General features: G+C 68.1%; 20 protein-coding genes. 5 read left to right on the top strand and 15 right to left on the bottom strand.

What is annotated here, in order from left to right:
* Positions 1-36: 36 nt before the first annotated feature.
* The 5 genes from ACFPN1_RS15345 to ACFPN1_RS15325 form a co-directional block, all read right to left on the bottom strand.
* Complete coding sequence (locus tag ACFPN1_RS15345; RefSeq protein ID WP_386756065.1) at positions 37-615, bottom strand: anthranilate synthase component II; 579 nt, start codon at positions 613-615, stop codon at positions 37-39.
* 159 nt (positions 616-774) lie between these two features.
* Positions 775-1,476: a hypothetical protein gene (locus ACFPN1_RS15340; RefSeq protein WP_386756064.1), complete on the bottom strand. Its 702-nt coding sequence runs from the start codon at positions 1,474-1,476 to the stop codon at positions 775-777.
* Between the two features lie 216 nt (positions 1,477-1,692).
* On the bottom strand, positions 1,693-3,186 hold the full coding sequence (trpE, locus tag ACFPN1_RS15335; RefSeq protein ID WP_386756063.1) for an anthranilate synthase component I: 1,494 nt from the start codon (positions 3,184-3,186) through the stop codon (positions 1,693-1,695).
* Between the two features lie 277 nt (positions 3,187-3,463).
* A complete protein-coding gene (gene rpe / locus ACFPN1_RS15330) occupies positions 3,464-4,135 on the bottom strand; it encodes a ribulose-phosphate 3-epimerase (RefSeq protein WP_386756062.1) in 672 nt (223 codons plus the stop codon).
* 7 nt (positions 4,136-4,142) lie between these two features.
* Positions 4,143-4,475: a J domain-containing protein gene (locus ACFPN1_RS15325; RefSeq protein ID WP_386756061.1), complete on the bottom strand. Its 333-nt coding sequence runs from the start codon at positions 4,473-4,475 to the stop codon at positions 4,143-4,145.
* Between the two features lie 256 nt (positions 4,476-4,731).
* On the opposite strand from ACFPN1_RS15325, the gene ACFPN1_RS15320 reads away from it, so the two are divergent.
* The 3 genes from ACFPN1_RS15320 (at position 4,732) to ACFPN1_RS15310 (ending at position 7,195) form a co-directional block, all read left to right on the top strand.
* Positions 4,732-5,661, top strand: coding sequence for a phosphoribosylaminoimidazolesuccinocarboxamide synthase (locus ACFPN1_RS15320; protein WP_386756111.1), 930 nt, complete (start codon positions 4,732-4,734; stop codon positions 5,659-5,661).
* A 144-nt stretch (positions 5,662-5,805) separates the two neighbouring features.
* Positions 5,806-6,285, top strand: coding sequence for an Mpo1 family 2-hydroxy fatty acid dioxygenase (locus ACFPN1_RS15315; protein WP_386756059.1), 480 nt, complete (start codon positions 5,806-5,808; stop codon positions 6,283-6,285).
* 22 nt (positions 6,286-6,307) lie between these two features.
* Positions 6,308-7,195, top strand: a complete 888-nt coding sequence (locus tag ACFPN1_RS15310; RefSeq protein WP_386756058.1) for a DMT family transporter — start codon at positions 6,308-6,310, stop codon at positions 7,193-7,195.
* Positions 7,196-7,235: 40 nt separating this feature from the next.
* Here ACFPN1_RS15310 and ACFPN1_RS15305 read toward each other — a convergent pair whose 3' ends face one another.
* From ACFPN1_RS15305 to hppD, 7 genes are all read right to left on the bottom strand, one after another.
* On the bottom strand, positions 7,236-8,105 hold the full coding sequence (locus ACFPN1_RS15305; RefSeq protein WP_386756057.1) for an NAD-dependent epimerase/dehydratase family protein: 870 nt from the start codon (positions 8,103-8,105) through the stop codon (positions 7,236-7,238).
* Positions 8,102-9,328 carry a Na+/H+ antiporter NhaA gene (nhaA, locus tag ACFPN1_RS15300; RefSeq protein ID WP_386756056.1) on the bottom strand — a complete coding sequence of 409 codons (1,227 nt, stop codon included), beginning with the start codon at positions 9,326-9,328 and terminating at the stop codon, positions 8,102-8,104. The genes ACFPN1_RS15305 and nhaA overlap by 4 nt, the downstream gene beginning before the upstream one ends.
* 7 nt (positions 9,329-9,335) lie before the next feature.
* Positions 9,336-10,358 carry a sodium:calcium antiporter gene (locus ACFPN1_RS15295; protein ID WP_386756055.1) on the bottom strand — a complete coding sequence of 341 codons (1,023 nt, stop codon included), beginning with the start codon at positions 10,356-10,358 and terminating at the stop codon, positions 9,336-9,338.
* A 54-nt stretch (positions 10,359-10,412) separates the two neighbouring features.
* Positions 10,413-11,057, bottom strand: a complete 645-nt coding sequence (locus ACFPN1_RS15290; protein ID WP_386756054.1) for a hypothetical protein — start codon at positions 11,055-11,057, stop codon at positions 10,413-10,415.
* A 157-nt stretch (positions 11,058-11,214) separates the two neighbouring features.
* Complete coding sequence (hmgA, locus tag ACFPN1_RS15285; RefSeq protein ID WP_386756053.1) at positions 11,215-12,513, bottom strand: homogentisate 1,2-dioxygenase; 1,299 nt, start codon at positions 12,511-12,513, stop codon at positions 11,215-11,217.
* Complete coding sequence (locus ACFPN1_RS15280) at positions 12,510-12,956, bottom strand: endonuclease domain-containing protein (RefSeq protein WP_386756051.1); 447 nt, start codon at positions 12,954-12,956, stop codon at positions 12,510-12,512. Before ACFPN1_RS15280 ends, hmgA begins: the two co-directional genes overlap by 4 nt.
* Positions 12,957-13,051: 95 nt before the next feature.
* A complete protein-coding gene (gene hppD / locus ACFPN1_RS15275) occupies positions 13,052-14,170 on the bottom strand; it encodes a 4-hydroxyphenylpyruvate dioxygenase (protein ID WP_386756050.1) in 1,119 nt (372 codons plus the stop codon).
* Between the two features lie 76 nt (positions 14,171-14,246).
* On the opposite strand from hppD, the gene ACFPN1_RS15270 reads away from it, so the two are divergent.
* Positions 14,247-14,792: a MarR family winged helix-turn-helix transcriptional regulator gene (locus ACFPN1_RS15270; protein ID WP_386756049.1), complete on the top strand. Its 546-nt coding sequence runs from the start codon at positions 14,247-14,249 to the stop codon at positions 14,790-14,792.
* Between the two features lie 63 nt (positions 14,793-14,855).
* Here ACFPN1_RS15270 and ACFPN1_RS15265 read toward each other — a convergent pair whose 3' ends face one another.
* From ACFPN1_RS15265 to ACFPN1_RS15255, 3 genes are all read right to left on the bottom strand, one after another.
* Positions 14,856-16,361, bottom strand: a complete 1,506-nt coding sequence (locus ACFPN1_RS15265) for a peptide MFS transporter (RefSeq protein WP_386756048.1) — start codon at positions 16,359-16,361, stop codon at positions 14,856-14,858.
* Between the two features lie 222 nt (positions 16,362-16,583).
* Positions 16,584-17,006, bottom strand: coding sequence for an NUDIX domain-containing protein (locus ACFPN1_RS15260; protein ID WP_386756047.1), 423 nt, complete (start codon positions 17,004-17,006; stop codon positions 16,584-16,586).
* Between the two features lie 13 nt (positions 17,007-17,019).
* The gene (locus ACFPN1_RS15255) at positions 17,020-17,898 is read right to left on the bottom strand and encodes a tryptophan 2,3-dioxygenase (RefSeq protein ID WP_386756045.1); all 879 of its coding nucleotides are present in this window, start codon (positions 17,896-17,898) and stop codon (positions 17,020-17,022) included.
* Positions 17,899-18,081: 183 nt separating this feature from the next.
* Between ACFPN1_RS15255 and ACFPN1_RS15250 the strand changes: the two genes are divergently transcribed.
* Positions 18,082-21,759 carry a Calx-beta domain-containing protein gene (locus ACFPN1_RS15250; protein ID WP_386756044.1) on the top strand — a complete coding sequence of 1,226 codons (3,678 nt, stop codon included), beginning with the start codon at positions 18,082-18,084 and terminating at the stop codon, positions 21,757-21,759.
* Positions 21,760-21,777 lie beyond the last annotated feature (18 nt).

Raw genomic sequence — 21,777 nt, 5'->3', positions numbered from 1 at the left:
GTTCCCTATTCCCCGTTCCCGCCGTTCATTCCCGCCTTACCTCTCCAGAAAATTCTTCAGCAACGCATGTCCATGCTCGGTCAGGATCGACTCCGGATGGAACTGCACGCCTTCGACCGGATGCTCGCGGTGACGCAGGCCCATGATCTCGTCGAAGGAGCCGTCGTCGCTGTCGGTCCACGCCGTCACTTCCAGGCAATCGGGCAACGTCGCTCGCGAAACGACCAGCGAGTGATAGCGCGTCGCTTCGTAGGCGTCGGGCAGACCGGCGAACACGCCCTGCCCTTCGTGACGGATGCGCGAGGTCTTGCCGTGCATGATCGTGCGCGCGCGCACGACGTCGCCGCCATAGGCCTGGCCGATGCTTTGATGGCCCAGGCATACGCCCAGCACGGGAATGCGCGCGCCCAGCTGGCGGATCACGTCCACCGACACGCCCGCCTCGTTCGGCGTGCACGGCCCGGGCGAGATCACGATCCGCTCGGGCGCCAGCGCCTCGATCTGCGCCACCGACAGTTCGTCGTTGCGCACCACCTTCACCTCGGCGCCCAGCATCTGCAGGTACTGCACGAGGTTGAAGGTGAAGCTGTCGTAGTTGTCGATCATCAACAGCATGGAACGGCCTGCATTTCCGGTGCCGCCGCGGGGGCGCGGGCGGGCCGGGCAGGATATCGCATGCGCCTGCCGGACGGTGGCGGGTTCCTTATGAAACTGTCGGTCCCGCCCCACGCGGCGACGCCGCGCGCAGACGGCGCCGCTTCACGCCAAGTGGGCTCAGGCGACGCCGCTGCCGCGCCGCAACGGCACCGGCGCGGTGGCGATGCGGCTCTTCAGGTCGGCCATTTCGCCGGGCGTGACCACCAGGTACTGGATCAGCTGTTCGGCCAGTTCCAGCAGGTGCTCGGCGGTGACCTTGTCGATCGCGCTCTCGTCGTCGAAGTGGCGGCCGAAGGCGCCGTCCGGCGCCATCAGCTGCGAGATGTCCTGCAGCGGACGGGCGAGATCGAGTTCGCGTGGCAGCGCTTCGAGCTGGCGTGCCAGCGGCAGTTCGCGTTTCTCGGCGGGCAGCAACCGCGCGGCCAGGCCTTCGAGCAGATGCCGCACCGTCAGTGCCATGGCGCCCCACTCGGCGTGGTTGTACAGCTTCAATGCCGATTCGTAGCTGCGCGCGAGCGGCCCGGACAGGGCGTGCAGATGTTGCGCGCCCGTCATGCTTTCGCGCCCACCCGGCGCTGGCCAGGTGAACAACGAGGACGGCTTGCCGTTGCCGAATTCGTCGACGATCTGCACCAGCAGGCCTTCGGCTTCGCAACGCGTGCAACTCATTTCGGTGGCGACGACCTGGCGGCCGTGCTCCTGCCACGGCCGCGCTTCGAACATGGCCTTTTCGTGGCAACGCGGGCAGATCAGTTCGATCGAACGCGCATAACCGTTCGCGAACCGCGACTGGACACTGGAGTCGGGAATCTGATGCATGGCGCACTCTCCCTCGAAGTTACGCAACCGGCATCGATGGAACGTCCGTGTGGCATGGCGCAGTCGCCCGTGGGCTTCAGCGCGCAGGCAGTGAAGCGTTCCGTCTGTGAATAAAACGTTGAGGCGCGTGCCGGCCGGACGCCGGGCGCCTGCCCCCGGTCGTGGAGCGACGGACGGTGCGCGCGGATCGACAGACGCGCGCACCGCTTGAATCGTTCAGAGTCCGCGCGCCGCCTCGGCCACCGCGCGGAACAGCGCGCGGCCCTTGTTCATCGTCTCCTCCCATTCCTTCTGCGGGTCGGAGTCGTAGACGATGCCCGCGCCGGCCTGCACGTGCAGGCGACCGTCCTGGATCACGGCGGTGCGGATGGCAATCGCGGTATCGGCATCGCCGTGCCAGCCGATGTAGCCGACGGCGCCGGAATAGACGTTGCGGCGGATCGGCTCGAACTCGCGGATCACTTCCAGCGCGCGGATCTTCGGCGCGCCGCTGACCGTGCCGGCGGGGAACGTGGCGCGCAGCACGTCGGCGTAGCTCAGTCCGCTTTTCAGCTTGCCGGTGACTTCGCTGACGATGTGCATGACGTGGCTGTAGCGTTCGACCACGAACTGTTCGCCGACCTGCACCGTGCCCGCTTCGCTGACGCGGCCGACGTCGTTGCGGCCAAGGTCGATGAGCATCAGGTGTTCGGCGCGCTCCTTCGGATCGGCCAGCAGTTCGGCTTCCAGCGCCTGGTCTTCCTCGCTCGTGGCGCCGCGCGGACGCGTGCCGGCGATCGGGCGCACGGTGACCTCGTCGCCGGTCAGGCGCACCAGGATCTCCGGCGAGGAACCCACGACCTGGGTGCCGCCGACGTCGAGGAAATACATGTACGGCGAAGGGTTCAATGCACGCAGCGCGCGATACACGTCGACCGGCCGCGCCTTGAACGGCACCGACAGGCGCTGGCTCAGCACGACCTGGAAGATGTCGCCGGCGCGGATCAGTTCCTTCGACTTCTCCACCGCAGCGATGAAGCCTTCGCGGGTGAAGCCGGAGACGAAATCGGCTTCGTCGAGCACGTTCGCATCGCGCGTTTCCGGGTAGCCCGGGCCGCCCTGGCGCAGGCGATGGCTGAGTTCGTCGAGCCGGCGCTGCGCACGCGCGAACGCGCGCGGCTCGCGCGGGTCGGCGTGCACGATCAGGTACAGGCGCCCCTTGAGGTTGTCGAAGACGGCCAGTTCCTCGCTGAGCATCAGCAGGATGTCCGGCGTGCCCAACTCGTCCGGCTTGTGCGAACCGTCCTGCTGCGGCTCCGCCAGCCGCGGTTCGATGTACTGCACGCACTCGAAGCCGAACCAGCCCACCAGTCCGCCGGTGAAACCGGGCAATCCGGGCACCTTCGGCACCGAATGCGCCGTGCGCAGGCGCTCGACTTCGGCAAAGGGATCCTCGACGACGCGGTGCTCGACCAGTTCGCCGTCTTCGGTGACGAACAGCGTGTGTCCGGCGAACGCATACACGCGCCGCGCCGGCAGGCCGATGATCGAATAGCGACCGAAGCGTTCGCCACCCTCGACCGATTCGAACAGATAGGTATGCGGCCCGTCGGCGAGCTTGAGATAGACCGACAGCGGCGTGTCGAGATCGGAGAAGACCTCGCGTACCACCGGGATGCGGGTGTGTCCGGCTTGCGCGAGCTGGCGGAACTGTTCGGCGTCGAGTTGCATGACAACGGAGTGCGGAACGCGGCCGGGCAGTATGCCACCGGCTCCGGATCAGCCGCCCGGGACGCGCAGGGGCGGCACAGAAGAATTCGTCACATCGGTGTCATCGGTGGCCCGGAGAATGGGAGTCCATCCTCAGGGACGGCGGGCGGAGGCGGGATTGCCTCCATTTTTCGCGCTGGCGCAGGAAAAACCCCAAAGTTTGCTACCCAAACTTCGGGCCCCATTCTGCGCTGCCATACCCCTGCGACGCAGGCCGGGTTTCGCCCCGGCCTGCGAATCAGCGCGCGCCCGCGACCGCTGCCTTCATCCGCCCGATCACGTCGGCGTAATCGGGCGCATTGAAGATCGCCGAGCCGGCGACGAAGGTGTCCGCGCCCGCGGCGGCGATCCCGGCGATGTTGTCGGCCTTCACGCCGCCATCGATTTCCAGACGGATCGGCTTGCCGCTGCGATCGATCATTTCGCGCACGCGGCGCAGCTTGTCCAGCGCCGAGGGAATGAACGACTGGCCGCCGAAGCCGGGATTCACCGACATCAGCAGCACCAGGTCGAGGTCCTCGAGCACGTAGTCGAGCACTTCCACCGGCGTCGCCGGATTGAGCACCAGACCCGCCTGGCAACCCGAGGACCTGATCAGCTGGATCGTGCGATGCACGTGCGCGCTGGCTTCCGGATGGAAGCTGATCAGCGTGGCGCCGGCTTTGGCGAAGTCGGGAACGATGCGGTCGACCGGCTCAACCATCAGGTGCACGTCGATCGGCGCGGTGACACCGTGCTTGCGCAGCGCCTCGCACACCATCGGACCGATGGTGAGGTTGGGCACGTAGTGGTTGTCCATCACGTCGAAGTGCACCCAGTCGGCGCCGGCCGCGAGCACGTTGTCGACCTCCTCGCCGAGCCGGGCGAAGTTGGCCGAGAGGATGGACGGGGCGATGACGGTGGATAGCATGGACGCGTTATTTCCTGCGCAGGGTCTGGATGCGGTCGTAGGCGGCGTTGATCTCGCGCGACCGGACTTCGGCGCGGCGCCGCAGCTCCTCGGCAGCGCCGGCCATGCGATCGGGGTGGTATTGCGAGATCAGGCGGCGGTAGGCGCGGTCGATTTCCGCATCGCTGGCTTCGTCGGTCAGGCCGAGCACCGCGTACGGGTCCTCGCGCCGGGTCTTGAACCAGTCGCTGTCGAAGGCGTGGCCGATCAGCAGGCCGATCAGCGCCCCCAGCGGCGGATTGCTCCGGAGCAGGGCCGCACCGGCGAAGAAGCCCAGCAATTTGCCGTACCAGCGTTTCATCGGGGACCGGCCTCGAAGGGATGCGCAGTTTACGGCACGCCCCAGTTGTTCTGCGGTCGCACCCCCGGCCCGGCGCAGCGCGCCGGGCGTTCGCACAGACCGCGCGGCATGCCGCGCAAACGGCCTGTGCTCACCCCCTGCACGCCCCGCCCGACCGGCGTACACTGCCCGGCCCTGTCGCGCCGCCCGCGCGCGGAGCGCAGGCAGACAGAGCCATTGCGGCTGCTTTTTGAGGATGTTTGCCTTGTCCACGACCGTGTCCCGTCCCTACCTGCTCGAATCCGACCTGCCGGGCCTGCACCTGCGTCATCGCGGCAAGGTCCGCGACGTGTTCGACCTGCCGGCCGATCGCCTGCCCGCCGGCTCGACGGCCGGCCATTGCCTGCTGATGGTGGCGACCGATCGCCTGAGCGCCTTCGACGTGGTGCTGCCCGACCCGATCCCCGGCAAGGGCGAGATGCTCTGCCAGATCAGCAATTTCTGGTTCGGCCTGACCGAACACATCATTCCCAACCACCTCACCGGCATCGACGTCGCCTCGGTGCTGCCGGCCGGCGTCGATACCGCGCTGTATGCGAAGCGCGCCGTGGTGACCAGGCGCCTGAAGCCGGTGCCGGTGGAATGCATCGCGCGCGGCTACGTCATCGGCAGCGGCTGGAAGGATTACCAGCGCACCGGCCGCATCAGCGGCATCGCCCTGCCCGATGGCCTGCGCCAGGCCGAGCAACTGGCCGAACCGATCTTCACGCCTTCGACCAAGGCCGCCGTGGGCGACCACGACGAAAACATCGACTTCGACACCGTGGTGAAGACCATCGGCGCCGAACTCGCCGAGCAGGTGCGCGACGCGACCCTGCGCCTGTATTCCTTCGCACGCGACTACGCCGCGCAGCGCGGCATCCTGCTGGCCGATACCAAGTTCGAATTCGGTACCGATGCCGACGGCCGCCTGTACGTGATGGACGAGATGCTGACGCCGGATTCGTCGCGCTACTGGCCCGCCGACGAATACCAGGTCGGTACCAGCCCGCCCAGCTACGACAAGCAGATCGTGCGCGACTACCTGGAAACGCTGGACTGGGACAAGCGCCCGCCGGGCCCGAAGCTGCCCGCCGAAGTCATCGAGCGCACGCGTGCGCGCTATGCCGAAGCGCTGCAGAAACTCGCGGGCATCTCCGTCGACTGAAGCGGGCGCCGATTGCCGCGACGCTCGAACCCACACGAAGCCGGGCGCTGCCCGGCTTCTTTCTGCCCGCACCGCCACGCAGCGTTCGGCTGACACTGCGAACCCTGCGGCGTAGAGTGCCCTCCATCCACACCGGAGCCCGCGATGAACGCCACCGCCGACCGTCCGATCGACCGCTGGTTCGCCAGTTATTCCGGCGACCATCGCAACGAAACCAACCAGCTCATCCACGTGATCTGCGTGCCGGCGATCCTGTGGAGCGTGATCGCGCTGCTGTGGTGCGTGCCGGTGCCGCAGGGCCTGTTCGTGCCGGGCGCGTGGGCAGCGATCGCGATGTTCGGCGCGTGGATGTTCTATTACCGCGCGTCGCGACCGCTGGGCTTCGGCATGCTGGCGACGTTCGTGCTGATGGGCTTTTTCACGCGCTGGCTGTACGACCGCTTCGGGCCGACGCAGCTGCTCTATCTCGCGATCGCGGTGTTCGTCGTGGCCTGGATCGGCCAGTTCGTCGGCCACAAGATCGAAGGCCGCAAGCCGAGTTTCCTCACCGATCTGACCTATCTGCTGATCGGTCCGGCGTGGGTGCTGGCGAAGCTGTACCGCAAGCTCGGCTGGCAGTACTGACGCAGACGCAAAGCGACACTGCATGCCCGCCCGCGATATCGGCCTGGTCCTGCTCGTCTGCCTGGCCTGGGCGCTGAACTTCCTCACGTCCGCGCTGGCGATGCGCGAGATTCCGCCGTTCCTGTTCACGGCGCTGCGCTTCGCGCTGCTCGCGCTGCCGCTGGTGTTCGTCCTCAAGCGTCCGGCGCCCGGCCAGTGGCCGCGGCTGGCGTTGGTCGCGCTGTGCATCGGCGTGCTGCATTTCGGCCTGAGCTTCAGCGCGCTGCGGCTGGCGGGCGACCTGTCCTCGCCGGCGATCGTCATGCAGAGCTACATCCCGATGACCGCGCTGCTGGCGTGGTGGGTGCTGGGCGAACGCTTCGCCTGGCGCACCGGCGCGGCGATCGCGATCAGTTTCGCCGGCGTGCTGGTGCTCGGCTTCGATCCACTGGTGCTCGACCAGCCGATGTCGCTGCTGCTGATGCTGGTGTCGGCGGCATTCCTCGCCATCGGCACGGTGCTGATGAAGGGACTGCGCGGCCTGGATGTCTTCAGCCAGCAGGGCTGGACCGCGGTGTTCAGCGTGGCGCCGCTGCTGGCGATCAGCGCGACGCTGGAACCCGGCGCGTTGGCGCAATTGCCGCAGGTGAGCTGGGTGGCGTGGGCGGGCGCGCTGTATGCCGCATTCGTGTCCTCGCTGCTCGGGCACGGCCTGTACTACGTGCTGGTCCAGCGGCATCCGGTGGCGCAGGTGACGCCATGGCTGCTGCTGGTGCCGGTGCTGGCCGTGGCGCTGGGCATCGTGTTCTGGGGCGACCGCCCCGGTCCGCGGCTGTGGCTGGGCGGCGCGATGGTGCTCGGCGGCGTGTTGATCATTGCGCTGCGCGCGATTGCGCGATCGCGGTTCATTCCGGCGAGCGACACGCCGTAGGCGTGGTTACGCAAAAAACGCAGGTCGGCTTGCGCCCACCCTACGCTTCGTCGTCGCGCGCCTCGAACATCCGCGCAGTCGGCCGGAACGGTCGCGGTGCATAGCCCAGATCGCGGCGTGCCGGCGCGTCGTCGAAGACCAGATCCGCACGCATGCGCTGCACCGCGGCTTCGCCCAGACCCGTGCCGCCCGCGAGCTTCGCGGCAGCGAGCGCGAGGTTGAACAGGGGCGACGGCAACTCGATCAGCGTGGGTGGCGGATCGAGCGCCGCCAGCACGCGCCGCACCATCTCGCGATAGGCCAGCGTTTCGCCGCCGGGGAGCGCATAGGTCTGGCCGTGCGCGGACACGCTGCCCAGCGCTGCGAACGCCGCCGCCGCGAGGTCATCGACATGCACCGGCTGCCGCAGCCCCGTGGCCTTGCGCGGCAACGGGAAGCGGCCCCAGCGCCGCGCCAGGCGCGCGATGCGCGTCAGCGTGGCATCGCGCCCCGCGCCGTACACGAGCGTGGGACGCAGCAACGTCGCCTGCGCCGCGCGCCGCGCCGCGGTTGCGAACACGCCCTCCTCGCCCGCGCGCAAACGTTGCGCGACGTCGCGTTCGCGCGCATCGGCGGAACCGCGCTTGACCGTCACGCTGGTGGAACCGAACGCGACCACGCGTCCCGCGTCGATGTCCGCGGTGTCGTACCACCGCGCAAAGCCGTCGAGCGGGCCGCAGCTCACGATCGCATCGACGCGCGGCAGCAACACCGGCATGGCGTCGAAATCCCCGCGCAGCCACTGCAGACCGGGCTGGTCGCGCTGCGGTTGCCGCGACAACGCGGTCACCCGCCAGCCCTCGCGCAGCAGCTGCGCCAGCAGCGACCGTCCGATCTGTCCGCTGCCGCCGAAGACCAGCGCGTGCCTCATCGTTCGCTCCTGGCCGGCAGCACCCGGCGCAACCAGGCGTAGCCGATCGCGGCCGACAGCACGGAGGCGCCGAGGATGCCGAGCACCGCGGCGTCGTAATGCGACCGCTCCGCATACGCGAGCGAAGCGATGAACAGGCTCATGGTGAAGCCGATGCCGCACAGCACGCCCAGTCCCAGCATCGCGCGCAGATCCATGCCCTCGGGAAAGCGCGCCCACCTCAGCGTACGCATCAGCAGCGCCGCCGCGACGATGCCGACCGGTTTGCCCAGCGCCAGGCCGAGCACGATGCCCAGCGGCAATGCGGCGAAGGCGTCCTGCAGCTGCATGCCGCCCAGCACCAGCCCCGCATTGGCGAAGGCGAACAGCGGCAGGATCGCGTACGCCACCCAGGGATGCAGGGCGTGTTCGAGCGTTTCCAGCGGCGAGTGTTCGATCTCGTCGGGCACGGCGTTGTTGCGGTCGACGTGCGGGATCAGCAGGCCGGTGGCGACCCCCGCGAGCGTAGCGTGCACGCCCGACTTCAGCACGCACACCCACAGCACCACGCCCAGGAGCAGGTACGGCCACAAGGCGGTGACCCGGAAGCGGCCGAGGCCCCACATCGCCAGCAGTACCAGCGCCGCAAGCGCGAGCATCGGCAGCGACAATCCGTGCGAATAGAACAGCGCGATGATCAGGATCGCGATCAGGTCGTCGACCACGGCAATCGTCGACAGCAGCAGCTTCATGCCCACCGGCACGCGCGAACCCAGCAGGGCCAGCACGCCCAGCGCAAACGCGATGTCGGTCGCGGTGGGCACCGCCCAGCCGCGCATCGCCGCGGCGTCGCCATGGTTGAACGCGGTGAACAGCACCGCCGGCACAAGCACGCCGGCGCTCGCGCACACCAGCGGCAGGATCAGTTGTTCGCGCCCGGCGAGTTGGCCGCTCAGGGTCTCGCGCTTGATCTCCAGCGCGACCAGCAGGAAGAAGACCGCCATCAGGCCGTCGTTGATCCACCACAGCAGCGGTTTGGCGATCGCGAAGTCGCCCGGGCCGATCTTCAGCACGAAATCGCGGAACGCCTCGTACTGGACGCTGGCGGACGAATTCGCGACGACCAGCGCCAGCGCCGCGGCGGCGATCAGGGTGATGCCGCCGGCCGCTTCGAGCCGGAAGAAATCGACCAGCGCCTGCAGCGCGCGCGGCAGTCGCCGCGCCGGACCCGGGGAATCGCTCATGCCGCGCTTACTTTCCTGCGAGCAGCCATTCGAAGGCGATCCACAGACCGTAGGCCACCAGCAGGAAACCGCCCTCGCCCTTGCTCACGCGCAGGTCGCCGCGCAGCACCGGATACAGCATCAGCGCGAATGCGAGCGCGCCCAGCAGTTCGTAGCCCAGCGGCAGTGCGAAACGGCCCGGCCCCATCAGCGTCATCGGCAGGGCCAGCGCGTGGTACGCGGCCATGCCGCCGACGATGACGAGGATGTTGAAGACGCTCGCGCCGATGACATGGCCCATCACCATGTCGCCCTGGCCACGACGCGCGGCGGCGATGGCGGCGGCGACTTCCGGCAACGCCGTGCCGATCGCCACGGGCAGCAGGCCGGTCAGCACCGGCGACAGACCCATGCCCTTGCCGATCGCCGCGGCACCGGCGGTGGACAAATCCATGCCGAACAGGTGCACGCCCTCGCCGCCGACGACGAGCAGCGACCCCGCCCACACCAGCGCGGCGCCGAGCACGAAGCGGATCAGGTTCTGCGCCAGCATCGTGCTGGTCTGCGCGTACAGCGCGATCTGCGCGCGCACCTCGTCGCTCTCGCGACGGCCGCGCGCGAGAGCGAAGAAGAACACCGCGACGAAGACCAGCAGGAGCACGCAGCCCTCGATCCGCGACAGCGTGCCGTCCGCGCCCAGACCGAGCACGGCGACCGTACCCAGCACCAGCACGAGCAGCAACGCACTCAGCGCGCGCCAGCGCACCACGATGGGCGCCGCGAACGCGGCCGCGCCCAGCGTCAGCCCGATGTTGGCGACGTTGCTGCCGACGGCGTTGCCGAGCGCGAGTTCGTCCTGGCCGTGCAGGATCGCCGTCAGGTTCACCGCGAGTTCCGGCAACGAGGTCGCGAACGCCACCAGCACCAGCCCGGTGGCGAAGGCCGACAAGCCGAAGCGCTGCGCCAGCCCGGCCGCGCCCTTGACGATGGAATCGCCGCCCAGCGCGAGCAGCACGAGGCCCAGCACGAACAAGCCGATGGCAGTCAGCATGGCGGTTCCCCTCCGAAGATTGCGGCGATCTTACCCTCTGCCCGGACGCCTGCCTCAGCTGCAGCCTTCGACGTAATCGACCTGCGGCGCGATGCCGATGCGCCAGCCGGTCACCGTTCCGCTGCCGTCGGTCTCGAACACCAGGAGGTTCTTGCCGCCGGCAGGATCCGTCACGCGCAGGTAGCGGGCGTTCTCTTCGTACTTGTGCGGCATCTCTTCCATGCCCGGATAACGCGCGCGGACCTGTGCGATGGTCATGCCCACCGCACCGCCACCGGGCGCGATGATCGCGGGTGCATCGACGTCGACCCGGACGAAGCGATCGCCTTCGATCATGAAGGACACCGGCCCGCCCTGCGGCTCGGGCTGCAGGTAGTAGCAGCCACCCGGCTCGTCCGCGGCACCGCGCATCTCCTTGCCCCAGGCCATGCGCACCTCCTCCGGCGTGGCACCGAACTTTGCCGGCCCGAAACCGGCAAAACCGATCGTGTCCGGTGCGGGCATCGGGCCGCTGGGGGCAGGCGACGGTGCAGGTGCGGCGTCGGGTACTGCGGTCTCGTCGGCGCGTGTGTCCGCGGCGGTGTCGGGCGCCGCCGTTGCGGCAGCAGACGTGGCGTCGCGATCGGCGCTGCGGTCCTCGTGGCCGGAGCACGCGACGACGCTCACTGCCAGCAGCACGGCGGGGAATGGTCTGCGCATGGACGAACTCCGGTCGGACCGTGAAAGTCTGCGGAGTGTCGCCGTGCCGCGTTAACCGCGTGCGAATTGAACGCGCCTTCACGGCGCGCGCATGCGGCGCGCCTGCAGACGCGGGACGTCCGGAGCTGACCGCGACGCCAGCGCCGCGGCCGCGCGATCAGGCGGGTGCGAAGTTCTTCTTCAACCCGGCCCAGCACGCCTGGTAATCGCGCTGGCGATGCGCCGCGTCGAGGGCCTGCCGCGTGGGCCGGATCACCGCGCGCGACTCGAACATGAAGGCCATCGTGTCCTTGATGACGTCGGGCCTGGACAGGTCCGCGTTGCTCGCCTTGGCGAAGGTCGCCGCATCGGGGCCGTGGCCGGTCATCGAGTTGTGCAGCGAGCAACCGCCGGGCGCGAAGCCTTCGGCCTTGGCGTCGTACACGCCGTGGATCAGGCCCATGAACTCGCTGGCGATGTTGCGGTGGAACCACGGCGGCCGGAACGTGTCCTGCGCCACCAGCCAGCGCGGCGGGAAGATCACGAAGTCCATGTTGCTGGTGCCCGGCGTGTCGCTGGGCGAATGCAGCACCAGGAAGATCGACGGATCGGGATGGTCGTAGCTGATCGAACCGATCGTGTTGAAGCGGCGCAGGTCGTACTTGTATGGCGCGTAATTGCCGTGCCAGCCGACGACATCGAGCGGCGAATGCCCGATCGGCGCGCGCCACAGGTGACCCTGGAACTTGGCGATCAGCTCGAAGTCGCCTTCGACGTCTTCGTAGGCCGCATTCGGCGCAAGGAAGTCGCGCGGGTTCGCCAGGCCGTTGGAGCCGATCGGCCCCAGATCCGGCAACTGCAGCATCGCGCCGAAGTTCTCGCACACGTAGCCGCGCGCCTCGCCGTCGGGCAATTCGACGCGGAAGCGGATGCCGCGCGGGATCACCGCGATTTCCGGCGGTTCAACCTCGAGCACGCCCAGCTCGGTGGCGATATGCAGGCGGCCCTGCTGCGGCACGATCAGCAATTCGCCGTCGGCGTCGTAGAAGTAGCGACCCTGCATCGGCTTGTTCGCGGCGTACAGATGCACGCCGATGCCGTGCTGCCCGGCGGGCGAACCGTTGCCGGCCATGGTGAACAGCCCGTCGACGAAATCGACCGGCGCCTGCGGCAGCGGCAACGGGCTCCAGCGCAACTGGTCGGGCGTGACCGGCTCGCTGCCGAAGTCGTTGTGGAAGTGCGAATGCAGGTACGGCGCGAAGCTGCCGTGCATCGCCGCCGGGCGGATGCGGTACAGCCAGCTGCGGCGGTTGTGCGAACGCGGCGCGGTGAACGCGGTGCCGCTGAGCTGTTCCGCGTACAGGCCGTGCGCGACGCGCTGCGGCGAATTGCGACCGACCGGCAGCGTGCCGGCGACCGCCTCGGTCGCGAATTCATTGCCGAAACCGGATTGGTAGCCGTTGCTTGCGATGGTCATGGCGAGCCTTTGAGTTTGCCTTTGCCTTGAAGCCCCTCTCCCACCGGGAGAGGGGTTGGGGAGAGGGGCGGCGCAGCGACAATGTCCCAGATCGCCTCCAGCACCGCCGCCCTGTTCTCCAGCACATCGAAATTGGAAAAGCGAAGCACCCTGAGCCCCTGCTTCTCCAGAAACCGCATCCGCACCCGATCCACTTCCACGCCGTGCTGCGAACCATCCAGCTCGATCACCAGCTTGAACGCATCGCAGTAAAAGTCGACCACGTACGGCGGAATCGGATGCTGCCGCCGGAACTTCGCTCCCTGCATACGCCCGGCGCGGAGGTGATACCAGAGTTCCTTTTCCACATCCGTCATGTTGCCGCGGAGCGCTCTGGCGCTTTCCAGAGTGGCTGTCGGCAGGCGTGCACGGGTGCGGGTGTTCTTCCTTGTCGGGTTGTTCATCGGAAGCAGGTCCTTTGCTTCTTCGGCATGTGGGTGTAGGTGGCTTCGTTGCCCCTCTCCCCAACCCCTCTCCCGGAGGGAGAGGGGCTCAACGCTTACAGCACGCCGCGACGCATCTGATCGCGCTCGATGCTCTCGAACAGCGCCTGGAAGTTGCCTTCGCCGAATCCTTCATTGCCCTTGCGCTGGATGATCTCGAAGAAGATCGGACCGATCGCGTTCTGGGTGAAGATCTGCAGCAGCTTGCGCTGCTTGGTCTCCGGGTCGGCGTCGATCAGGATCTTGTTCTTCGCCAGGCGCGGCACGTCCTCGCCATGATTCGGCACGCGCTGGTCGATCACTTCGAAATAGGTGTCCGGCGTATCCAGGAATTCCACGCCCTGCGCGCGCATCGCTTCGACCGTGTCGTAGATGTTGTCGGTGAAGCAGGCGATGTGCTGGATGCCCTCGCCCTTGTACGCGTCGAGGTACTCGTTGATCTGCGACTTGGGATCGCTCGATTCGTTGAGCGGGATGCGCACGATCCCGTCCGGCGCGGTCATCGCCTTCGACACCAGGCCGGTCTTGGCGCCCTTGATGTCGAAGTAGCGGATCTCGCGGAAGTTGAACAGCCGCTCGTAGTAGTCCGACCACTTCTGCATGTTGCCGAAGTAGAGGTTGTGCGTGAGGTGGTCGATGAAGGTCAGCCCGAAGCCGACCGGGTTCTGCTCGGCGCCCTGCACCGGCAGGTAATCCCCATACACCGAACCGCTGTCGCCGTACTTGTCGACCAGGTACAGCATGCAGTCGCCGATGCCCTTCACCACCGGCGCGTCGACGGCCTTGCTGTCGGCCTTGTCGGTGATCGCTTCGCCGCCGTTGTTGACGACGGCGTCGAACACCACGCTCGCCGGCTTCTGGAAGCGGATCGCGAAGCCGCACGCGCACGGGCCGTGCTTGCGCGCGAATTCCGCCGCGAAGCTGTCCGGATCCTCGTTCACCAGGAAGTTGACGCCGCCCTGGCGATACACCGTGATCGGGCGCGACTTGTGGTGCAGCACCGCGGTGAAGCCCATCTTGCGGAAGTAGTCATGCAGCAGTTCGCCCTGGCCTGCGGGCGCGGCGAACTCGACGAATTCGAAGCCGTTGATGCCGAGCGGATTCTCGAACGTGGTGACCTGCATGCCGAGATTCGGACCGGCGCCGGTGGAAGTGGAAGCGGTCTGGACGCTCATGCGGGGACTCCTGTTAACGTGGGTCGCGACAAGGCCCGCCGCGGGCGGGCTGGGCCGGAAAGCACTATAGTTTCATATGAAACCAACAACAAGCCACGATAGCACCGAAGCTTCAGGCAAGGGCAGCCCTTCGTCGGCCCCATCGGATGAACACGCGCGCTGGGAACTCGACCGTTTCCTGCCTTACCGGCTCAGCATCCTCTCCAACCGGGTCAGCCAGACCATCGCCGGCGCCTATGCACGCCGCTTCGGCCTGGGCGTGACCGAGTGGCGGGTGATCGCGGTGCTGGGTCGCTATCCGGGCCTCTCCGCCAACGGCGTCGCCGCGCGCACGGCGATGGACAAGGTCGCGGTGAGCCGCACCGTAGCGCGCCTGCTCGAACGCGGCCTGCTCCAGCGCGACACCCACGACGACGACCGCCGCCGCTCGGTGCTGGAACTCAGCCGCGACGGCTACCGCATCTACGACGAAGTGGTGCCGGTCGCGCTGGAATACGAACGCCGCCTGCTCGCGCCGCTCGACGCCGACGAGCGCGCGCAGCTGGACCGGTTGCTGCGCAAGCTCAACGAAGGCGTGGCGCACCTGGACGTGGAGCCGGATACGCCGCTGCCGCGCGACTGAAGCGGACGCAAACGAAAACGGCGGCCACAGGGCCGCCGTTTTCATTGGTGCGATGCAGGCGTCTTATTTCACGCCATGCATCAGCCGCTGGATCAGCGGCGCGATCAGGAACAGCAGCACGCCGGCGCCCAGCAGCAGCCAGAAGCCGAAGGTGTAGCCGGACTGCGCGGACGCAACGGTCATGCCGGTTTCGCCGCTGACGTGCTTGGCGAAGATGCCCGACAGGTTGTTGCCGATGCCCGTCGACAGGAACCAGCCGCCCATGCCGAAGCCGACCAGGCGCAGCGGCGCCAGCTTGGTGACCATCGACAGGCCGATCGGCGACAGGCACAGCTCGCCCACCGACTGGATCACGTAGACCATGAAGAGGGTCCAGAACGGGATCTTGCCGGCATCGTCCACGAGGCTCGACAGGGCGAACATCAGCAGCAGGAAGGCCAGGCCGTTGAAGATCAGGCCCAGGCCGAACTTGCGCGGGATCGACGGATTGGCCTTGCCCATCCGCATCCACAGCCACGCCAGCACCGGCGCGATGGTGATGATCGCCAGCGAGTTCACCGACTGGAACCAGCCCACCGGGAAGATCCAGCCGCCGAAGTCGCGGTCGACGATCTTGTCGGCGAGGAAGTTGAACGAACTGCCCGCCTGTTCGAAGAACATCCAGAACAGGATGTTGAACACGAAGATCAGCAGCATCGCGATCGCGCGGTCGCGCTGCACGGCGCCTTCGCGGATGCCTTCGATCAGGATCAGCACGCACAGCGCCACGAACATCGGCGCCAGCACCCACCAGTTCAGCGTTTCCGCCTCGATCGTCAGCAGGAAGTAGATGGCAGGGATCGCGATCAGGGCGCCGATCAGCGTGAACAGCACGCGCATCTTGTTCTCGCCGCCGACGGGCGGACGGCCGATGCCCGCCAGCTGGCGACGGCCGAACCAGAACCAGAGCAGGCTGATCAGCATGCCGATGCCGGCGGTGATGAACACCACCTTGTAGGACGGCATCGTCTCGGTGCCGAACACGCGATCGGCCAGCCAGCCGGTCAGGATCGGCGAGATCATCGCGCCCAGGTTGATGCCCATGTAGAAGATGGTGAAGCCCGAGTCGCGGCGCTCGTCGCCGACGCTGTAGAGCTTGCCCACCATCGTCGAGATGTTCGGCTTGAACAGGCCGTTGCCGGCGATGATCGTGGCCAGGCCGAGCTTGAACAGCTCCTGGTTGGTCGTCGCGATCAGGAACAGGCCCGCCGCCATGATCACGGCGCCCAGCAGGATCGAACGCTGGTAGCCGATCACCCGGTCGGCGACATAGCCGCCGAAGATCGCCGCGGCATAGACGAGCGCGAGGTAGGCGCCGTAGATGCTGTTGGCCGGGGCCTCACCGGTGCCGGAACCGCCGTAGAACTGCGCGACGATGTACAGCACCAGCGCCCAGCGGATGCCGTAGAAGGCGAAGCGCTCCCAGAACTCGGTCATGAAGAGCATCCACAGCGGCTGCGGATGTCCCATGGTCTGCTTGAATTCCGGGATCGGAGCGCCCGGTGTTGTCGTGCTTGCGGCACCGCTCATGCGGTTTCCCCCGTCGGTTTGATTCGGAAAAATGCGGCCCGCGGCGGCCGCGGGACGGGCGAGGATTACCGACGGCGGCAACGGGCGTCAAACCCAAAAACCGTGTTGCGCCGCAGCAACCGCCTGTTCATTCGGCCAACGGACAAGCTTGGACAGGCGGATCGGGATGGCGCGCCCGACCGAACGGACCGGCCCGGCCCGGCGACCCCGGACAGGCAGGCGTCATCCCGCGTCATCATCCCGCAGCGCATCGGCCAGCACGGCCGGGAACTCCGGATGCGCGCCGGCCAGGCGTTCGCACGCCTCCGCGAGTGAACACCAGGCCAGCTGCGCGTGTTCCTGCGGCTGGCGCAGCTGCGGTTCGCCGTCCCAGGCCTCCACCACGAACAGCTGCAGTCGCCAGGTCGCGCCCGCGTCGCCGCCGACCAGGATCGCGTCGGGCCGCAGCCGCGTGGCGGCGATCCCCAGTTCCTCGCGCAATTCGCGCCGCAGCGCCTGTTCGGCCGATTCGTGCGCTTCGATGTGCCCGCCGAACACACCCCACGCGCCGGGCAGCCACGCGCGATCTGGCGCGCGGCGGCCCAGCAGCAACCGGCCTCCGCGTACCAGCAGTGCGCCGACGCAATCGTGGACGATCGCGTTCACCGGCATCGATCCGCTAGGGCGATGGCCCGTAGCTCGAACCCGGACCGATCGCCGTGCGCACCTCGAACAGCTCCGGGAAGAACGTCAGTTCCAGCGCCTGCTTGAGGAAGCCGACGCCCGACGAGCCTCCGGTGCCGCGCTTGAAGCCGATGATGCGCAGCACCGTGCGCATGTGGCGGAAGCGCCACAGCTGGAACTGCGTTTCCATGTCGACGAGGTCCTCGCACAGCGAGTACTCGCGCCAGTAGGTGTTGGTGTCTTCGTAGATGCGCTCGAACACCGCGACCAGCGCGGGATCCGAGACGTGCGGCTTCGACCAGTCGCGCTGGCGCTGCGCTGCCGGCACGGCATGGCCCCAGCGGGCGAGATAGAGCAGCAGTTCGTCGTACAGGCTCGGCGATTCCAGCGCGCTCTTCAGCGCGGCATGGCCGGACTGGTCGTGCGCGAACACCTTGAGCATCTGCGCGTTCTTGTTGCCGAGCAGGAACTCGATGGTGCGGTACTGCAGCGACTGGAAGCCCGACGACGGACCGAGCACATCGCGGAATTCCATGTACTCCGACGGCGTCAGCGTCTCCAGCACCGACCACATGTTGGTCAGCTGGTCGAGCACGCGCTTGCAGCGCGCCAGCACCTTGCGGCACTGCCCTACCTGGTCCGCACGCAGATAGGCGATGGCCGCGTGCAGCTCGTGGATCATCAGCTTCATCCACAGCTCGGACACCTGGTGCTGGACGATGAAGAGCAGCTCGTCGTGGTGCGGCGGGTTCGACAGCGGCAGCTGCGCCGACAGCAGGCGATCCAGCTGCAGGTAGCCGCCGTAGGTGATGCGACCGGCCAGGTCGGTGTGGATGCCGGTTTCCAGGTCGCGCTGGTTCTTGTCGACGGTCATGGGACGGGCCTTTGCGGGGCGCAAAGGGTACCGCATCGCCCGCGGCGACCGCCCGCGGTGTGCACCGCGTCACGCCGATGCAACGCGGGCGTGGATAATGGCGCCCGCCTTGCGTCTGCAACGGCGTTCGAAGCGCCGGCCTCCTGGGCCGGACCGGCGCACCATCAAACGGGGAAATCGGTAATGAAACGACATGCACGCGGCATCGCCGCGCCTGCGGTTGTGGGACTGGTTGCGCTGGCCCTTGCGGGCGGAGCGCATGCGGACTGCATCGGCATCGGCGGTCCGGCCTACGCGCAGGACTTCGACACGCTCGCCCTCAGCGGCACCTCCTCGACCCTGCCCTTCGGCTGGGTCCTGCGCGAAACCGGCACCAATGCCAACGGCGCGTACGTTGCCGGCACCGGCAGCGGCAACGCCGGCGACAGCTACAGCTTCGGCGCGGCCGGTTCGGGCGAACGCGCGCTCGGCGGCCTGCGCAGCGGCAGCCTGGTGCCCGCGATGGGCGCCTGCTTCACCAACAACACCGGCGCCGCGATCAGCGCGCTCGACATCGCCTACGTCGGCGAACAGTGGCGCCTGGGCACGCTCGCCCGCGGCAGCGACCGCCTCGACTTCCAGTACAGCCTCAACGCCACCAGCCTGGCGGACGGCACCTGGATCGACGTCGACGCGCTCAACTTCGCCACGCCGAACCTGACCGGCGCCAGCGCCGGTGCGCGCGACGGCAATGCCGCGGCGTTCCGCACCGCGCTCACGGCGACGCTCGACGCGCTGTCGATTCCGGCCGGCGGCACGATCTGGATCCGCTGGAACGACATCGACGTGTCCGGTGCCGACGATGGCCTGGCGATCGACGATTTCGCGCTGGCGGTGCACGGCGCCGCCGGCGGCCCGCCGGTGCTCGAAGTCGGCGATACCAGCGCCGATGAAGGCGATACCGGCACCACGCCGCTGTTCTTCGGCTTCACGCTCAGCAAGCCGGCCGGCGCCGACGGCGTGATCGTCGAGTACGCGACGCACGACGGCACGGCGACCGCCGGCAACGATTACGCCGCGAAGACGGCCAGCGTGACGATTCCCGCCGGCGAAACGTCGGTGATCGTTTCCGTCGACGCGCTCGGCGACACCGCGCAGGAAGCCGACGAGACGTTCACCCTCGACGTCACCGGCGTCACCGGCGCCGACCTCGGCGATGGCCAGGGCGTCGGCACGATCCGCAACGACGATTTCGTCGTCACCGCCATCCACGACATCCAGGGCAATGGCGCGACTTCGCCGCTCGCCGGCCAGTTCGTCACGCTCACCGGCATCGTCACCGGCCGCAAGGGCAACGGCTTCTTCGTCCAGGCCAGCGATGCCGAAGCAGATGCCGATCCGCTGACCTCCGAAGGCGTGTTCGTGTTCACCGGCGGCACGCCGCCGGCCGCCGCGTCGGTGGGCAATCGCGTGCGCGTGCGCGGCACGGTGTTCGAATTCGTGCCGCCCTCCGATCCGGCCCAGCGTCCGCTGACCGAAATCGGCGGCAGCCCGACGGTCGCGCTGCTTTCCAGCGGCCACGCCCTGCCAGTACCGGTGGCGATCACCGCTGCGATGACCACGCCCGACGGCGGCTTCGACCAGCTCGAACCGCTCGAAGGCATGCGCGTCACCGCCGCGAGCCTGACCACCGTCGCGCCGACCGAAGGCAGCGCCACGCCGTACAACGCGACCGGCAGCGTCAACGGCATCCTCCAGGCCGTCGTCACCGGCGTGCCGCGTCCGTTCCGCGAAGCGGGCTTCGACGTGCGCGATGCGATCCCCGGCGGCGCCGGTGCGCAGCCGATCCCGCGCTGGGACGGCAATCCGGAAATCCTCACCATCGACAGCGACACGCTCGGCGGTGCGGCCTACCTGCTCGACCTGCCCACCGGCAGCGTGATCGAAGGCCTCACCGGTCCGCTCGATTACGGGTTCCGCCGCTACACGCTGCACCGCGATCCGGCGGTGGCGATCAACGTGATCCCGGGCCCGGGCCCGCGTGCCGCGCGGATGCCGGCGGGCAACGAGTTCACCGTCGCCTCGTACAACCTCGAGCGCTTCTTCGACAACATCAACGATCCCGACGTCGACGACAGCGTGGCCAATGCCGCGGCCTACCAGAAGCGCCTGCAGAAGGCCTCGCTGGGCATCCGCGACTACCTGCATTCGCCGGATGTGCTGGTCGCCATCGAAGTCGAGAAGCTCGCCGTGCTGCAGGCCCTGGCCGACCGCATCAACTCCGATGCCGTCGCCGCCGGTGAAGCCGATCCGCAGTACGCCGCATATCTCGTGGAAGGCAACGACGTCGGCGGCATCGACACCGGCATGCTGGTGAAGACCGCGACCGTCGGCGCCGGTATTCCGCGCGTGGAAGTCGTCGCGCTCAACCAGATCGGCAAGGACACCACGTGGGAACAGCCCGACGGCACGCCGGGCCTGCTCAACGACCGTCCGCCGCTGGCGCTCGACGCGGTGGTGCATTACGCCGACGGCCGCGCGTTCCCCATCACGGTCATTGGTGTGCACCAGCGTTCGCTGATCAGCTCGGAAGAAGACAGCGCCGGTGGCGATCGCGTGCGCAGGAAGCGCCAGCGCCAGGCCGAGTTCCTCGCCGACTACCTCCAGCAGCGCCAGCTCGCCGCGCCGCAGACGCGCATCGTCACGCTGGGCGACTTCAACGCCTTCGCCTTCAACGATGGCCTGGCCGACACCATGGGCGTGGTGAGCGGTACGCCGACGCCGGACGAGCAGACCGTGGTGCCGGGCGATGGCGCCGACCTCGTCGATCCGGACCTGGTCAACCTGGGCGAACTCGCACCGCCGTCGGAACGTTACTCGTTCGTCTTCGACGGCAACGCGCAGACGCTCGACCACGTGCTGGTGAACGAGGAACTGATCGTCACCACGCGCACGGCGGCGATCGACCACGCGCGCATCAACGCCGACTTCACCGAAACCAACCGCAGCGACGCGACCACGCCGATCCGCACGGCCGACCACGACCCGGTGATCGCCTACTTCGATCCGCGCGCGGTCGCCGACCTCGCGATCGTCGCCGCAGCGGACGCGGCAGCGGTGCCGGTCGACGGCACGCTCGCGTTCACCGCGACCGTGCACAACAACGGTCCGGAAGCGGCGGAATCGGTCGGCGTGGGCTTCGCGCTCGACGCGGTACTGCCGACGATGGCAGTGGCCGCGCCGTCGGGCTGGAACTGCGACGCCGCGCAGGTCGACGCGGGACGCACCTCGGTGGCGTGCCATGCCACCACGCTCGCGAAGGACGCCGACGCGCAGTTCGCGATCACCGCGACCGCCACGCCGGATACCGCGCACGCTACGGTGTCTCTGGCGGCGGCGGTCGATGCGCTGTCGCTCGATCCGCAATCCGGCAACGACCAGGCCTCGGCCTCGCTCGACGTCGTCGCGCGCGTGGATCTCTCGGCGACGATCGCCGGTCCGGCGAAGAAGCTGCACACCGGCGACATCGCGCCGATCGCGATCGAGCTGCGCAATGCCGGCCCGTACACCGCGCAACACGCGACGATGACGCTGCGCGGCGATGCGCCCGCCGGCAACGTGGCGATCTCGGCCCCGGCGGGCTGGAGCTGCACGGTGTCGGCGGTCGACAGCGGCAGCTTCGAGGCGCTCTGCGCCACGGCGTCGCTGCTGGCCATCGACGCGAACCAGCACTTCGACGTGGAGGTGACGGTGCCGTGGCGCTCCAACGCGACCCAGTACCTCACGCTGTCGGCGGACGCGGGTTCGGATTCGATCGAGACCGCGCCGGCCGACAACCGCGGGATCTACCGGAACCGCATCGTCGGCATCGGCGGTCGCTGACGCGAATCGCCACGAAAG

Origin of the sequence: Lysobacter yangpyeongensis (assembly GCF_042655745.1) — a bacterium.
Lineage (GTDB): Bacteria > Pseudomonadota > Gammaproteobacteria > Xanthomonadales > Xanthomonadaceae > Agrilutibacter > Agrilutibacter yangpyeongensis.
The sequence above is the reverse complement of the archived record's forward strand: the minus strand, read 5'-3'. Positions and strand labels throughout refer to the sequence as shown.